We start from the raw sequence: 14,089 nt of genomic DNA on the forward strand, positions 1-14,089 counted from the left end.
CATGATCCGGGGGCACATAGTGTCGCGGGTCAAAGCCCCCGAAGCTTGCGCCAATCGGTCAATGCTGGATTCGCATCAGGACGCGAGGCGTTCTGTATCAGGTTGGCATCAGGGCCTGGGTCGGCGACGCCCGGGCTGTCGCTGCGCATGGCCCGCACCGTTTCTATGTTCCCCATGACCGTCGGCAGGCGCTGCATGGCTGCGCCTATATCCCGCTGAAAATCCTGCATTTTGCTCTGATGGCGCGCGCCAAAATAAAAAGAGACAATCACGCCCAGCAACCACCAAAGAGGTTCCGGCACCAACGCAATGCCCTGCATGCGTTCAGCGAACCACAGCGGATCCACCATCGCGGCAACAAACAATCCCAGCGTTCCTAGTGCCAACGCCGGGCGCGGCAACCGGTTCACGCCATCCATGACGCGGTCGAACAGGCCTTTTTGAGGAACCACGAACTCTCGGCCGAACTGCGTCATTGCCTGACTTTGCAACTCTGTCGCGCGCTCGGCACGGGACTCGGCGTTTTCCCGGTATATTTCAACCGTCTCACGCACAGCGTTGCGACCGCCCCCGAACAACAGCGCCAATACCCCCGAGATCAACCCCATGCCGCAACCCTTTCCTTGAATTCACTTTCCGTCAGACGATAGCGTGGCGACAGAAACTCTTCGGCCCGTTTGATCCAGCCTCCTTTGCCACCGGACCGGGTGCGCGCGTATTTTCTGGATGCCGGGCGTTTGTCGGCCAGCCGAAAGTAATAGTTCCGCCGCGCCACGCCATACGCATCGCGCAACGCGTTGGGATCTGGTTGGGCCGCGTCTTCGCACGCCTGCGCCGTTTGCGCGCCGATCACGCCATCTGCCACCACGTCAAACCCCATATCACGCAAAAGCCGTTGCAGGATTATTACTGCTTGCGCACCGGCATTGACGTACATGTCGAAGACAGGGGCATGCAGAACATCCGGCAACAGCGCGATGCGTGGCTTTTCAAAGTAGTGCTGAACAAAGATATCGACCGCCTCGCGCTGAGTAAGCGCCCGGACATCCGCCACGTCAACCAGCCCATCCCCGGTCAGGTCCAATCCAAGCCGGCGCATCGTGTGGATCGTGACACCGAACTTGGTTGCCCCGCCCGGATCGTCCGGGTCATTCACGTACCCGCCTTCCCGGCGCACAATTTCACTGGCAATCTGCCGAACCGTTTGCATAGCGCCCTCATTTCGTTGAATGGCGCTGACGATCCCGAAAAAGAATTAACAAGCCTGAACGACCAAGGGCGCTGCCCGCATCCCGCGCGCAACGCCCTCAACACGAATATCGGTCAGATCAGCTTTCTTCAGCCCCTTTATACACGCCCTGCTCTTTCAACGCGTCCATGACTTCTTTTGGCATATAGGTTTCGTCATGTTTGGCAAGAATTTCAGTGGCTTCGAACACACCGTTCACGTAACGTCCGGTGCCGACCATGCCCTGATTTTCCGAAAACAGATCAGGCAGAACCCCGGTGAAAGAAACCTTGACGCTTTCGCCGCCGTCGGTGACGACAAAATGTACGGTTTCGCCCTGCCCACGGATGATTGAACCTTCTTCGACCAGGCCGCCAATCCGAAAGACCTCGGTCGGCTTGGGTGGTTCGGCAATCACCTGGCTTGGCGAGCGGAAAAAGTTGATCCCGTCGCGCATGGCATAGCCAATCAACGCCGTCGATGCCACCAAGGCAACGACAGCTACCAGAATGACTTGTACTCGGCGACGTTTCTTGAGCGTTTTCATACCGTCCTCACGGAAATAACGGTGCCATCATCAGGCCCCGGGTTTCAGTCTCACCTAACATCAGATTGGCGTTCTGCAAGGCTTGGCCACTGCTACCTTTTGTCAGGTTATCCAGCGCCGCGATCACGATCGCGCGCCGTTCGATCCGATCTGCCACAACTCCGATATGACAGAAGTTGGACCCGCGCACGTGGTGAGTCGACGGTGTCTCGCCCATCCGCAGCATCTGAATGAAAGGCTCATCCGCGTAGGCCTTTGCAAGCGTTTCATAGATGCTATTCGGGTCACCTTTCACGTAGGTCGTGGCCAGAATGCCCCGGTTTGCAGGGATCAGGTGCGGAGTGAACTGCACATGAACCGAACGACCGGCCAGCTTGGAAAACTCCTGATCGAACTCGCCCAGATGCCTGTGGGTCCCGCCGACGGCATAGGCGTTGGTGCCCTCGCTCAGTTCGGCGTGCAGCAGGTTTTCCTTCAGCGACCGCCCTGCCCCGGATACAGCACATTTCAGATCCAGCACGATATCGTCCAGATCAATCACCCCGGCAGAAACAAGCGGCCTCAGAACGTATTGACCGGTTGCCGCGTTGCACCCTGTGCCCGCCACCAGCCGCGCGCCCCGGATTTCGTCGCGATAGAACTCGGTCAGGCCATAAACGGCCTCTTCCTGCTGCTCGAGCGCGGTATGCGGGTTTCCGTACCACTTTTCATATTCATCCGGGTCAGTCAGCCGGAAGTCAGCAGACAGATCGATGATCTTCAGATCCTTGGGCAGCGCACTGATCACTTCCTGGCTGGTCTTGTGCGGAAGGGCACAAAAGCACAGATCGATCCGGGAAAAATCGATCTCGGAAATCTTGCAAAGATCCGGCAGGTCCATGTGGCGCAGATGCGGGAAAACCTGCGCCATGGTCATCCCCGCCTTACGTTCGGCGGCCAGCGCGACGATTTCCATGTTGGGGTGTTCGGCGATCAGCCGCACCAGTTCCGCACCGGTATAGCCCGAGGCGCCAAGAATTGCGATTTTATGGGTCATGTCAGACCTCTTCTCAACGTGTGTCACATGTTACGACCGCCGATGCGACGGTCTTGAAATAATGAAAGCAGAGCTGCCGCGTCCTTGACCGAAGTCAGGCGGCCTCGAATGTGATTTGTCGTCGGAGGAACTGTGTCGCCCGATCGCTCACCACATTGGGTTTCCCCGTCGTCAGGAACCCTCCCGGGCCGTTACCCAGCATGTTGGGGTGGCGATGCAGATAATCCGCAAGGCTTTCGGCAACCAGCTCCCCCTGGCTGTAGACCTGAACATCAGGTCCCAAGGCCGCCTGAAACACGTCAGCCATAAGCGGGTAATGCGTACAGCCCAGTATGGCGGCCTGCGGTTCAGGCATCTTGCGCTTGAGCGCTTCCACATGGCTGCGCACCAGCGCCTCGGCCAGGATCATGTCACCGTCTTCAATGGCATCCACGACGCCACCACATGCCTGCGCCTCGACATCCACGCCAATTGCCCGGAACGCCAGCTCGCGCTGAAAGGCCCGGCTGGATACAGTGGCGGGCGTGGCGAACAAGGCGACATGCTTGACCGCCACTTCGCGTGGTGGGGAATTGTCGCCCCATTGCCGTTCGGTCAGGGCCTCGATCAAGGGAACAAAGACACCAAGCACACGTTTGCCTTCGGGCACGCCCTCTTCCTGCATCCGACGCAGCGCCGCCGCGCTGGCGGTGTTGCAGGCCAGAATCACCAAGTTGCAGCCGCGATCCCAAAGGTCCTGCACGGCCTTTCGGGTCAGCTGATAGATGTCCTCGGCATCGCGCACACCGTAAGGGGCATGCGCGCTGTCCGCGTAATACAGGAAATCAACGTCAGGCAGACGTGTCTGCGCGGCGCTCAGGACGGTAAGACCGCCCAATCCGGAATCAAAGATACCTACTGCCATTAGCCCCTTCAGGCGCGATGCCGTTCCTCAAATTCATAGCCATAGTCATAAGACTTCAGCGGTGTCGGAGACAGCTCATACGTCGCTTTGCGCAGGAAATCCATCATCTTGCGCGTATCCTTGCCCAGCGGATCCAGAATGTCGCGCCCGATAGGCGTGCCAATCACCACTTTGACCGGATTATCGACACGTTTTTTGAATTCCTTGATCAGCAACCCCATGCGAAGGGTGTTGTGCATATGGCTAGCAATCTGAAACAGACGTGACGTGTGCCCATCGAAGAACACCGGAACGACGGTGGCATTGGACTTGGCCACCATTCGGGCCGTGAAACCGCGCCAACCCGGATCCATGGGATGCGCGAACGGATTAACGCCGGTGCTGACCGTACCCCCGGGGAAAATCCCGATCGCGCCGCCATCGCCAAGGTAATTCAATGCGGTCTTCCGCGTATCCAGATTCAGTTTCACCGCTTCTTTGGTTTCATCAAACGAAACAGGCAAAACGATACGGTTCAGGTCTTCGGCCTTGCGGAAAACGCGATTTGCGAGAATTCGGAAATCACCACGGGTCTGAGACAATATATGCCCCATCATCAGCCCATCCAGAATTCCATATGGATGGTTTGCAATCAGGATAAGCGGACCTTCCTTGGGGATATTCGCTAGTGCGCCACCAACGACATCCAAGGTCAATCCATAGCGATCGACCATGACCGACCAGAAATCCCGACCCTTTGCGACTTCTTGTTCGTATCCGTCGGCCCGTTTGATCAGACGCAACCGTCCCGTGGTGTTCTCCATCAGCCTGATGACCAACCGCCCCCCCTTGGTTTCGGCGGAATGCGCATACGAGATGTCACGAACGACATGACGACGAGAAGACATGAAGGGCTCCGTTTTGCTGCCCGCAAAATAAGTACAAGCAACAGGTTTGACCAGCTATCGTGACACCCTTGTGACGAATTACTCTGCCGCAGCTTGCAATTCAGGCCCACCGCTGCGGATGACGGCCAGCAGCTCTTCTCGCCGTTTCGCAGCCTTGGCCTCATTTTCCCGCAGTACCGGCCCAAATCCGCGGATATCCAGCGGCAAACGGGCCAGGGCGGCAATCGCATCACGGGTGTCCTGCGACACCAGGGGCAGAACCTCGCGCATGTCCTTTTCATACTGTCGGATCAGGGCGCGCTCCATCTTGCGTTCGGATGAATACCCAAAAATGTCCAGTGGTGTGCCGCGCAATGCCTTGAGTTTGGTCAACAGCTTCAATGCAGTCAGGATGGATTCGCTGAAGGCACGCTTTTTCGGCCTGCCATTGCTGCCTGATCCGCCGAATATCGGCGGGGCAAGGTGAAAGGTCATCTTGAAATCACCATCAAACTCGGCCGCCGCTTTTTCCCGACTGGTCAGCAGAAGGCGCGCAACCTCGTATTCGTCCTTGTACGACAACAGCTTGTGATACCCTTTTGCCACCGCTTCGCACACATCCGCGTCCTCGACACTGTCCACCAGCTTGCGGTACCGCTTGGCCAGCCGGGCGCTTTGATATTCCGTCAGGTGCTGCGCGCGAAACGCGATGATCTGATCCAGTGTCTTAGGCATCTCAGCCACGGTCGGCGCAAGGATGGATTGCACGTCTTCCGGGTGCAGAACCGCCCAACGTCCAATATCAAACGCACGTTTGTTGCGTTCGACCGCCGTGCCGTTCAATTCGATGGCCTCAAAGATCGCCTGATGGCTGACCGGCAACAGCCCGCGCTGCCAGGTCGCGCCGAAGATCATCATGTTGGAATAGATTGAATCCCCCATCACCGCGCGCGCCAGCTCGGTCGCATCAAACAGCGAGACATCTTCTTTCAGCCGCGCTTGCAGGGCCAGTTCCAGCTGATCCGCCGGAATGCGAAACTCGGTATCACGCGTGAAGTCGCCCGTCACCGTTTCATGGCTGTTCACGACGGCCCCCGTACGTCCAGTGCGCGTCAGGCCCAACGTCTTTGCGCCTGCCGAGACCACCAGATCGCCGCCGATCAGCGCGTGGGCCTCGCCAGTGGCGACGCGAATCGCGCTGATATCCTCGGGGCGGTTGGCCAATCTACAGTGTATGTGGACTGCGCCGCCTTTCTGCGCCAGCCCCGCCATTTCCATCATGCCCGCGCCTTTTCCGTCAATCTGCGCCGCCTGCGCAAGGATGGCGCCAATGGTGACGACACCCGTACCGCCGACGCCGGTAATCACGACGTTGTGCGTGCCGGTGATCTTCGGCAGATCTGGTGTTGGCAAATCTGGCAGATCAATTTCGGTCGTCGCCTCTTTGCGAATTTTCGCGCCCTCAAGCGTCACGAAAGACGGGCAGAAACCGTTCAAGCACGAGTAATCCTTGTTGCAGCTCGATTGATCTATGGCCCGCTTGCGGCCCAACTCGGTCTGTTTGGGAACGATCGACACGCAGTTTGACTGTACACCGCAATCGCCGCAGCCTTCGCAGACATCGGTGTTGATGAACACACGCTTGTCGGGATCGGGGAATGTCCCGCGCTTGCGGCGGCGGCGCTTTTCGGCAGCGCAGGTTTGTACATAGACGATGACCGATACGCCCTCGATCTCGCGAAACTTCTCCTGCACCTGCATGAGATCGGCACGCTCGTATGTCTGAACGCTGGCGGGCAGAGCCTTGAAGTTGACGTCCTCTTTTTCATCGTAAACCAGGGCCACCTCTCGGACACCCATTGCCTTGACCTCGGCAACGATCCGTTCGGCGGTCAGGTCGCCTTCATTGTCCTGCCCGCCGGTCATGGCAACCGCGTCGTTGAACAATATCTTGAAGGTGATGTTCGTGCCTGCGGACAACGCAGCCCGGATCGCCTGAACGCCCGAATGGTTGTACGTGCCATCCCCAAGGTTCTGGAACACGTGCTTGGTCGTCGAAAACGGCGCCTCGCCGATCCAGTTGGCGCCTTCCCCACCCATCTGAGTGAAACCGGTCGTCTCGCGATCCATCCATTGAACCATGTAGTGGCAGCCGATGCCGGCATAGGCGCGGCTGCCTTCCGGCACCCTGGTCGAGCTGTTATGCGGGCAGCCGGAACAGAAATACGGAAGCCGCGTTGCTATTTCCTGTGCGTTGTCGGCCCGGCGCGCTTCTGACAAAGACGCCAGCCCGGCCCGGATACCATCGGTCTCGCGCCCCTCTTCAATTAGAATCTCGCCCAGCTTTTCAGCGATCATGATCGGGTCAAGCGCACCGCGCGTCGGGAACAGTTCTTCGCGGTGCAATGTCCCGGCACCGCCTTTGTACCAGCCATAGACCCGGCGTCCGCGCCGATCGTCAAAGATGGCCTCTTTGACCTGAACCTCGATCAGCTTGCGCTTTTCCTCGACGATCACGATCAGGTCCAGCCCCTCGGCCCAGTCGTGGAATCCGGCCATATCCAGCGGGAAAGTCTGCCCCACCTTGTACGTGGTAATCCCCAGACGCTCGGCCTCGGCTTCGTCGATATTCAGAAGCGAAAGCGCATGTGTCAGGTCCAACCAGTTCTTGCCCGCCGCGACAAAGCCGATCTTGGCGCCGGGTTTGCCCCACATCCGTTTGTCCAGCTTGTTGGCGTGTGAAAACGTTTCGGCCGCGAACCTTTTGTAATCGATGACACGCGTTTCCTGTAGATGCGGCGTGTCGCCCAACCGGATGTTCAACCCCCCTTCCGGCATATCGAATTCTGGGATGACCATTTGCATCCGGTCCGGACTTCCATCCACGACCGAGGTGACTTCGATCGTGTCTTTCATCGTCTTCAGGCCTACCCAGACCCCCGCGAAACGGCTGAGTGCAAATCCATAAATTCCATAATCAAGGATTTCCTGAACGCCAGCCGGGCTGACGATCGGCATGTACATGTCGACCAGCGACCATTCCGACTGATGCAACACCGTCGAGCTTTCGCCGGTATGGTCATCGCCCATCGCCATGAGCACACCGCCATGTTTAGCTGTCCCTGCCATGTTTGCGTGGCGCATGACGTCACCGGACCGGTCAACGCCCGGCCCCTTGCCATACCAAAGCCCGAAGACGCCATCGAATTTGCCGTCGCCGCGCAGACCCGCCTGCTGGCTGCCCCAAAGCGCGGTGGCTGCCAGGTCTTCGTTCAAACCGAACTGAAACGTGATATCGCTTTCGGCCAGTGGCTTTTGGGCCCGCATCATTTGCTGATCTACTGCCCCCAAAGGAGACCCGCGGTATCCGGTGACCAATCCCGCGGTGTTAAGGCCCGCTTGCCGGTCTCTGGCCTTTTGCATCAGCATCAAGCGCACAAGCGCCTGCGTTCCATTCAGAAGAACCGGGTTTTTCTCAAGATCGAACCGGTCGTTCAGCGTTATCTGTGGCTGGCTCATCAGACGTCTCCCCTCGTCAGATCAGTGTGCTTTACTTGGATTCATTTTAGGTCATAATTTCTGACCTGTATAGAATTTATCCACTGATATGTAACGATTTCGTCCTTTGAATGTAGAACTTGTTACCTATTTCATATAGGGCTTCTGAAAGATAACGAAAGTTGCGGTGATGGATTGGGACAAGCTTAGAATATTTCACGCGGTGGCCGATGCGGGCAGCCTTACGCACGCCGGAGACAAGCTGAACCTGTCTCAATCCGCCGTAAGCCGACAGATCCGCGCATTGGAAGAGTCTCTGGATGCCACCCTGTTCCACCGTCACGCGCGGGGACTGATTCTCACCGAACAGGGCGAGTTGTTGTTTGACGCCACATCCGCCATGTCGAAACGGCTGGATGCCGCAGCCGCGCGTATTCGGGACAGCGAGGAAGAAGTCTTTGGTGTTTTGCGTGTCACGACGACCTTCGGCTTTGGAACGCTCTGGCTGGCACCGCGCTTGCCGAAACTTTATGAGCAATACCCGGACCTTAACATCGACCTGATGCTTGAAGAACGCGTTCTGGATCTTCCGATGCGCGAAGCGGACGTCGCCATCCGCATGAAAGAGCCCAGCCAGGCTGATCTGGTGCGCAAGCGCCTTATGACCGTTCAGATGATGTTGTATGCAACCCAGGAGTATATCGAAAACCACGGCGGCATGTTGCAGTCTCTGGAAGAGATCAAGGACCACCGTCTGATTTGTCAGACCCCTGCGGCGCCGCAGGTTGGGGCCAGTGCCGCCATGGTGCGCCACCTGATGACCTATAATCCCGGGTCCTTGCTGACTGTGAACAACTATTTTGGTGTGCTTCAGGGCGTTTTGCACAATCTGGGCATCGGTGTTCTGCCCGATTATGTCACTCAGGATTTTCCGCACCTCGTGCCCATCCTGTCAGACATCGAAACCGCAGATGTTCCGGTTTATCTGGCCTACCCGGAAGAATTACGGCATTCAAAACGCGTTGGCGCGTTTCGCGACTTCGTGCAGGACGAAATCATCGAACAGCGTAAACAACTGAAACAGATGGGAAAACTGTAGCTATGCGTAAATAGCATAACGGACATGAAGTGTTCACAGGGTTAATTGCCTTGAACGTTCACAAACTGACCCCTAAATGAGCACTCGAAGGCGGTGATGCTGAAACGCTCATCATCTTCATACCTCCCTGTTGGACTACGGCCGAGCTCATAGCTCGGCCTTTTTTTTTGGCTGGACCCTGCATTAAGTCAGCGAAAGCTCTGGGAAAAATACACGCATAGGCATATGATCCCTAAAAAAACGATACAATTTCGTGTTTGAGGGAAAATACATGTTCCACCCACTCCGCCTGGTTTTGGCGCTCGTCTCCGCATTGTTCATGGCAGTGCCACTGTATGCACAGGACGCCGGCTCAACTTCTACAGTGGCCATTCCGGAAGACCTGACACCCGAACAGGTCGACGATCTTGTTGCACGCATGTCCGATGATCAGGTTCGCGCAATTCTATTGGAACGCCTTGATGCCGTGGCGGAAAAACAAGCCGCCGAAAAGGCGGACGTAGAAGACCCGTTGACCGAGATAAGCGAGATTTGGGCAGCCATGGTCGCATCCTGGACACATGTTCTGACCACCGCTCCCAACATAATCACCGCGCAGATTACCGCGTTCAGCAATTTTAGCGATACATTCGGAACGACCGGTGTCTTTACACTTATGGGGCTTGTCCTTTCTGTGCTTGTTGTCGGGTTCATTGCGGAAAAGCTGTTCATCTTCCTGACACGTCGCTGGCATGAAGCGACCGAAGCGGCGGACGAGGCCGACCTTTGGGGCGCCGTCAGATACCTGTTTCGTCGGTTCTGCCGCGAAATCGCCGGGCTGATCATTTTCTATGTCGTGATCCGCGCGGTTGGCCGCGGTCTTCTGACGACGGAACAGATCACCTATGCTGCACCGTTTGTATTCTATCTTATCTGGGTGCCGCGATTGGGTGCAGCAGCGTCCCGGTTTGTTCTGGCACCGGAAAAGCCGCAGTTTCGGCTGGTCAATATCGACGACCACTGGGCAAAGTACCTGCACCGCAACCTGATCGGCCTGTTGATCCTGATCGGGTTCACGCTGTTCGTCGTACGGTTCAACGCGCTCAATGGCGTCACGGGTGACGATACCCGCATTGGCTTCTGGCTGAACGCTGCAATTCACGTCTATATCGCCGTAATCGCCTGGACCGCGCGCGAAGGACTGTCGCAGATGATGCTTGGGACAGACCCGGATCACACGAAATTCGATGAGGAAGTTGCGCATTATTACCCCTATTTTGCCATCGGCGTTTCGGTGGCAATCTGGCTGCTGGTCGAGTTCCTGGTCGCGCAGCGTGACCCGGCAACATTGAGATTGCTGACCAGCGGTGCGCATTTCACGACGATGTTCTGGTTGTTGATTGCACCTGCGCTAGATACGCTGATCCGCGGTCTCGTGCGGCATTTGCAACCGCCAATGTCGGGCGAAGGTCCTCTTGCCGAACGCGCCTACCGTTCCGCGAAACGCAGCTATATCCGGATTGGTCGCGTTATCGCCGGCTTGGTCGTTGTTTTCATGATTGCACGCGCATGGCATCTTGACCTGCGCAATGTCGCTTCGGCCGGTGTCGGTGCCGAAGTCGGCGGGGCTGTGATCGAATTCCTGCTGATCATCGCCGTTGGCTATATCCTGAACGAGGTCGTCTCGCTCTGGATCAACCGCCGACTGGCCAGGGAACAGACTGCGGCCGAAGCCCTGGACGAAGAGGCAGGCGGTGAAGGCGGCGGTGCCGGTGGCTCTCGTCTGGCGACGGTTCTGCCTCTGATGCGGATCACGGCCCAGATTACGATTGCCGTGATTTTTGGCCTGCTGGCGCTGGGCGCATTGGGCATCAATATCACGCCGCTTTTGGCCGGCGCCGGTGTTCTGGGACTGGCGATCGGCTTTGGTGCGCAGAAGCTGGTTGCTGACATCGTGGGCGGGGTTTTCTTCCTGATCGACGATGCCTTCCGCGTCGGAGAATATGTCGATGTCGGTGGCACGATGGGAACTGTCGAGAAAATCTCGGTTCGCTCGATGCAGTTGCGTCACCATCGCGGCCCCGTACACACGATTCCCTACGGTGAGATTCAGAAGCTGACAAATTTCAGCCGCGACTGGGTGATCATGAAGCTGAAATTCACCGTGCCGTTCGACACCGATCCCAACAAGGTCAAGAAGATCTTCAAGAAGATCGGCGCTGAAATGATGGAGGACGAGACCCACAAGGATGGCTTCCTGCAACCGTTCAAATCGCAAGGTGTGTTCGATTTTGACGATGTCGGCATGATCATCCGCGGCAAGTTCATGGCCAAGCCCGGCAAGCAGTTCACACTGCGCAAGGAGATCTTCAACCGGGTCAAGGCGGCCTTCAAGGAAAACGGCATCGACTTTGCCCGCCGCGAAGTGCGCGTTGCAATTCCGGGTTTGGACGACAATGAAAACCTGACCCCGGAACAAAAGACGGCCGTTGGTGCCGCAGCCGCAGCGCAGCTCAACAAGGATCAGGGATCGGCGTAACCCTCGCGGCCCACGCCAGCTGCATGCACCCATTTCGGGGCGCATTCATCCGGAACCGGCAGTGATGCCGGTTCCGTTTTTCTTTGAAAGACGCAACCTGCGCCGTCTTGACCCTTTCCACACGCGCGCGCTTGCCCTACAAGGCGCGCAATCTCGGCCCACTTGGACACAGGACAGAAGATGCAAGAGCCCGCCATCACACCCGATTTGATTGCCGCACACGGGCTCAAGCCCGAGGAATATGACATGATCCTCGAGATCATCGGGCGTGAACCTACTTTCACCGAGCTCGGCATTTTCTCGGCCATGTGGAACGAGCACTGTTCCTACAAATCTTCGAAGAAATGGCTGCGCACCCTGCCCACCTCTGGGCCCCAGGTGATCTGCGGACCCGGTGAAAACGCAGGCGTGGTGGACATTGGCGACGGTCAGGCCGTGGTTTTCAAGATGGAAAGCCACAACCACCCGTCTTATATCGAACCCTATCAGGGTGCGGCGACCGGCGTGGGGGGCATCCTGCGCGACGTCTTTACCATGGGCGCGCGTCCCATTGCGTCCATGAACGCATTGTCCTTTGGCGAACCCGGCCATCACAAGACCCGTCAACTGGTCAACGGCGTGGTCGAGGGCATCGGTGGCTATGGCAACTGCTTCGGCGTGCCTTGCGTCGGTGGCGAAGTGCGCTTTCACCCCGCATACAATGGCAACTGCCTTGTGAACGCCTTTGCGGCCGGTCTGGCTGACAGTGACAAGATTTTCTATTCGGCCGCGTCGGGCGTGGGTATGCCTGTCGTCTATCTGGGCGCAAAAACCGGTCGTGATGGTGTGGGTGGTGCAACCATGGCATCCGCCGAATTCGACGACACAATCGAAGAAAAGCGCCCCACCGTTCAGGTCGGCGACCCTTTCACCGAAAAACGCCTGATGGAGGCGACGCTGGAACTGATGCGGACCGGTGCGGTGATCTCGATCCAGGACATGGGCGCGGCAGGCCTGACCTGCTCGGCCGTTGAAATGGGTGACAAGGGTGGCCTTGGCGTGCGTCTTGATCTGGAGAACGTTCCTCAGCGCGAAGAAAACATGACAGCCTATGAAATGATGCTGTCCGAGTCTCAGGAGCGTATGCTGATGGTCCTCAACCCCGAGCTTGAGGCCGAGGCCCGCGCCGTGTTCGAAAAATGGGATCTTGATTTCGCAATCGTTGGCGAAACCATTGCCGAAGACCGCTTTCTGATCATGCATAACGGCGAAGTCAAAGCCGATCTGGTTCTGTCCAAACTGTCTTCCACCGCGCCGGAATACGACCGCCCATGGGAGCCTACGCCACAGGCCGAGGAACTGGCCGAAGTGCCCCAGATCGACCCGATTGACGGGCTGCGCGCCCTGCTCGCATCGCCCAACTACGCCGGCAAGCAGTGGGTCTATGAACAATACGACACCATGGTGATGGCGGATTCCGTCCGCACGCCGGGTCTGGGTGCGGGCATGGTCCGCGTCCACGGGACCGACAAGGTGCTTGCCTTCACATCCGACGTGACCCCGCGCTATGTGCGCGCAAACCCTTTCGAGGGCGGCAAACAAGCCGTGGCCGAAGCCTATCGGAACCTGACCGCCGTCGGAGCCAAGCCGCTGGCCACCACGGACAACCTGAACTTCGGCAATCCTGAAAAGCCCGAGATCATGGGCCAGTTTGTCGGTGCCATACAGGGCATCGGCGCCGCAGTCGGCGCGTTGGATATGCCGATCGTGTCGGGCAACGTCTCTCTGTACAATGAGACCGACGGACAAGCCATTCTGCCGACCCCCACCATTGGCGCAGTCGGCCTGTTGCAGCATTCGGACGAGGTCATCGGCAACGAAGTGCGCGAAGGCCACGTTGTGCTGGTGATCGGTGAAACCAAGGGGCATCTGGGTCAATCCGCCCTTCTGGCCGAGGTGTTCAACCGCGAAGACGGCGACGCCCCGCATGTCGATCTGGATGCCGAAAAGCGCAACGGTGATTTCATCCGCGCTAACCGCGAGATGATCAAGGCCTGCACCGACCTCAGCGATGGTGGTATCGCTCTGGCTGCCTTCGAACTGGCAGAAGCCGCAGGCGTTGGCGTATGTCTCGACGACGCCCCGACTGAATTCCTGTTCGGTGAAGATCAGGCCCGCTATCTTGTTGCGTGCAATTTCGATCAGGCCGAGGCATTGATGATTGCGGCCGGTCAGGCCGGCGTTCCACTGAATGCGGTTGGTCGTTTCACCGGCGATACGGTGAAGATCGGTAGCTCGGAAGCCTCGCTTGATGAACTTGCCGCGATTTACCGCAACAGCTTTGCCGAAGCCGTCGCCTGACAACGCCACACGAATGCCAATCGAAACCCGCGCTGTGAGCCGGTGCGGGATTG

10 protein-coding genes are annotated in these 14,089 nt (G+C 57.8%); 3 read left to right on the forward strand and 7 right to left on the reverse strand.

The features are described 5' to 3' along the window. Positions 1–29: 29 nt before the first annotated feature. From GS612_RS07530 to GS612_RS07560, 7 genes are all read right to left on the reverse strand, one after another. A complete protein-coding gene (locus GS612_RS07530; RefSeq protein WP_171639553.1) occupies positions 30–608 on the reverse strand; it encodes a holin family protein in 579 nt (192 codons plus the stop codon). Further along, positions 599–1,210 (reverse strand): holin-associated N-acetylmuramidase, encoded by a 612-nt coding sequence (locus GS612_RS07535; protein ID WP_171362911.1) that lies wholly within the window; start codon positions 1,208–1,210, stop codon positions 599–601. The genes GS612_RS07530 and GS612_RS07535 overlap by 10 nt, the downstream gene beginning before the upstream one ends. Positions 1,211–1,328: 118 nt before the next feature. After that, on the reverse strand, positions 1,329–1,775 hold the full coding sequence (gene ccmE, locus GS612_RS07540) for a cytochrome c maturation protein CcmE (protein ID WP_152457886.1): 447 nt from the start codon (positions 1,773–1,775) through the stop codon (positions 1,329–1,331). Between the two features lie 7 nt (positions 1,776–1,782). Then, positions 1,783–2,811, reverse strand: a complete 1,029-nt coding sequence (gene argC / locus GS612_RS07545; RefSeq protein ID WP_171639554.1) for an N-acetyl-gamma-glutamyl-phosphate reductase — start codon at positions 2,809–2,811, stop codon at positions 1,783–1,785. Positions 2,812–2,905: 94 nt separating this feature from the next. Then, positions 2,906–3,715 (reverse strand): glutamate racemase, encoded by an 810-nt coding sequence (locus GS612_RS07550; RefSeq protein ID WP_171168294.1) that lies wholly within the window; start codon positions 3,713–3,715, stop codon positions 2,906–2,908. Between the two features lie 8 nt (positions 3,716–3,723). Next, positions 3,724–4,602 (reverse strand): lysophospholipid acyltransferase family protein, encoded by an 879-nt coding sequence (locus GS612_RS07555; RefSeq protein ID WP_171639555.1) that lies wholly within the window; start codon positions 4,600–4,602, stop codon positions 3,724–3,726. Positions 4,603–4,680: 78 nt separating this feature from the next. After that, positions 4,681–8,100 (reverse strand): indolepyruvate ferredoxin oxidoreductase family protein, encoded by a 3,420-nt coding sequence (locus GS612_RS07560; protein ID WP_171639556.1) that lies wholly within the window; start codon positions 8,098–8,100, stop codon positions 4,681–4,683. Positions 8,101–8,269: 169 nt separating this feature from the next. On the opposite strand from GS612_RS07560, the gene GS612_RS07565 reads away from it, so the two are divergent. From GS612_RS07565 to purL, 3 genes are all read left to right on the forward strand, one after another. Next, positions 8,270–9,178: a LysR family transcriptional regulator gene (locus GS612_RS07565; RefSeq protein WP_171639557.1), complete on the forward strand. Its 909-nt coding sequence runs from the start codon at positions 8,270–8,272 to the stop codon at positions 9,176–9,178. A gap of 271 nt (positions 9,179–9,449) precedes the next feature. Beyond that, positions 9,450–11,696, forward strand: coding sequence for a mechanosensitive ion channel domain-containing protein (locus GS612_RS07570; RefSeq protein ID WP_171362914.1), 2,247 nt, complete (start codon positions 9,450–9,452; stop codon positions 11,694–11,696). Positions 11,697–11,876: 180 nt separating this feature from the next. Then, positions 11,877–14,036 carry a phosphoribosylformylglycinamidine synthase subunit PurL gene (gene purL / locus GS612_RS07575; RefSeq protein WP_171639558.1) on the forward strand — a complete coding sequence of 720 codons (2,160 nt, stop codon included), beginning with the start codon at positions 11,877–11,879 and terminating at the stop codon, positions 14,034–14,036. Positions 14,037–14,089 lie beyond the last annotated feature (53 nt).

It is taken from the genome of Ruegeria sp. HKCCD6157 (assembly GCF_013110685.1).
In the GTDB taxonomy this organism is placed as follows: domain Bacteria; phylum Pseudomonadota; class Alphaproteobacteria; order Rhodobacterales; family Rhodobacteraceae; genus Ruegeria.

Coding starts and splice junctions, on each gene's coding strand:
- GS612_RS07530 (WP_171639553.1), bottom strand. CDS start 608: ATGGGGTTGATCTCGGGGGTATTGGCGCTGTTGTTCGGGGGCGGTCGC.
- ccmE (WP_152457886.1), bottom strand. CDS start 1,775: ATGAAAACGCTCAAGAAACGTCGCCGAGTACAAGTCATTCTGGTAGCT.
- purL (WP_171639558.1), top strand. CDS start 11,877: ATGCAAGAGCCCGCCATCACACCCGATTTGATTGCCGCACACGGGCTC.
- GS612_RS07560 (WP_171639556.1), bottom strand. CDS start 8,100: ATGAGCCAGCCACAGATAACGCTGAACGACCGGTTCGATCTTGAGAAA.
- GS612_RS07565 (WP_171639557.1), top strand. CDS start 8,270: ATGGATTGGGACAAGCTTAGAATATTTCACGCGGTGGCCGATGCGGGC.
- GS612_RS07570 (WP_171362914.1), top strand. CDS start 9,450: ATGTTCCACCCACTCCGCCTGGTTTTGGCGCTCGTCTCCGCATTGTTC.
- GS612_RS07550 (WP_171168294.1), bottom strand. CDS start 3,715: ATGGCAGTAGGTATCTTTGATTCCGGATTGGGCGGTCTTACCGTCCTG.
- argC (WP_171639554.1), bottom strand. CDS start 2,811: ATGACCCATAAAATCGCAATTCTTGGCGCCTCGGGCTATACCGGTGCG.
- GS612_RS07535 (WP_171362911.1), bottom strand. CDS start 1,210: ATGCAAACGGTTCGGCAGATTGCCAGTGAAATTGTGCGCCGGGAAGGC.
- GS612_RS07555 (WP_171639555.1), bottom strand. CDS start 4,602: ATGTCTTCTCGTCGTCATGTCGTTCGTGACATCTCGTATGCGCATTCC.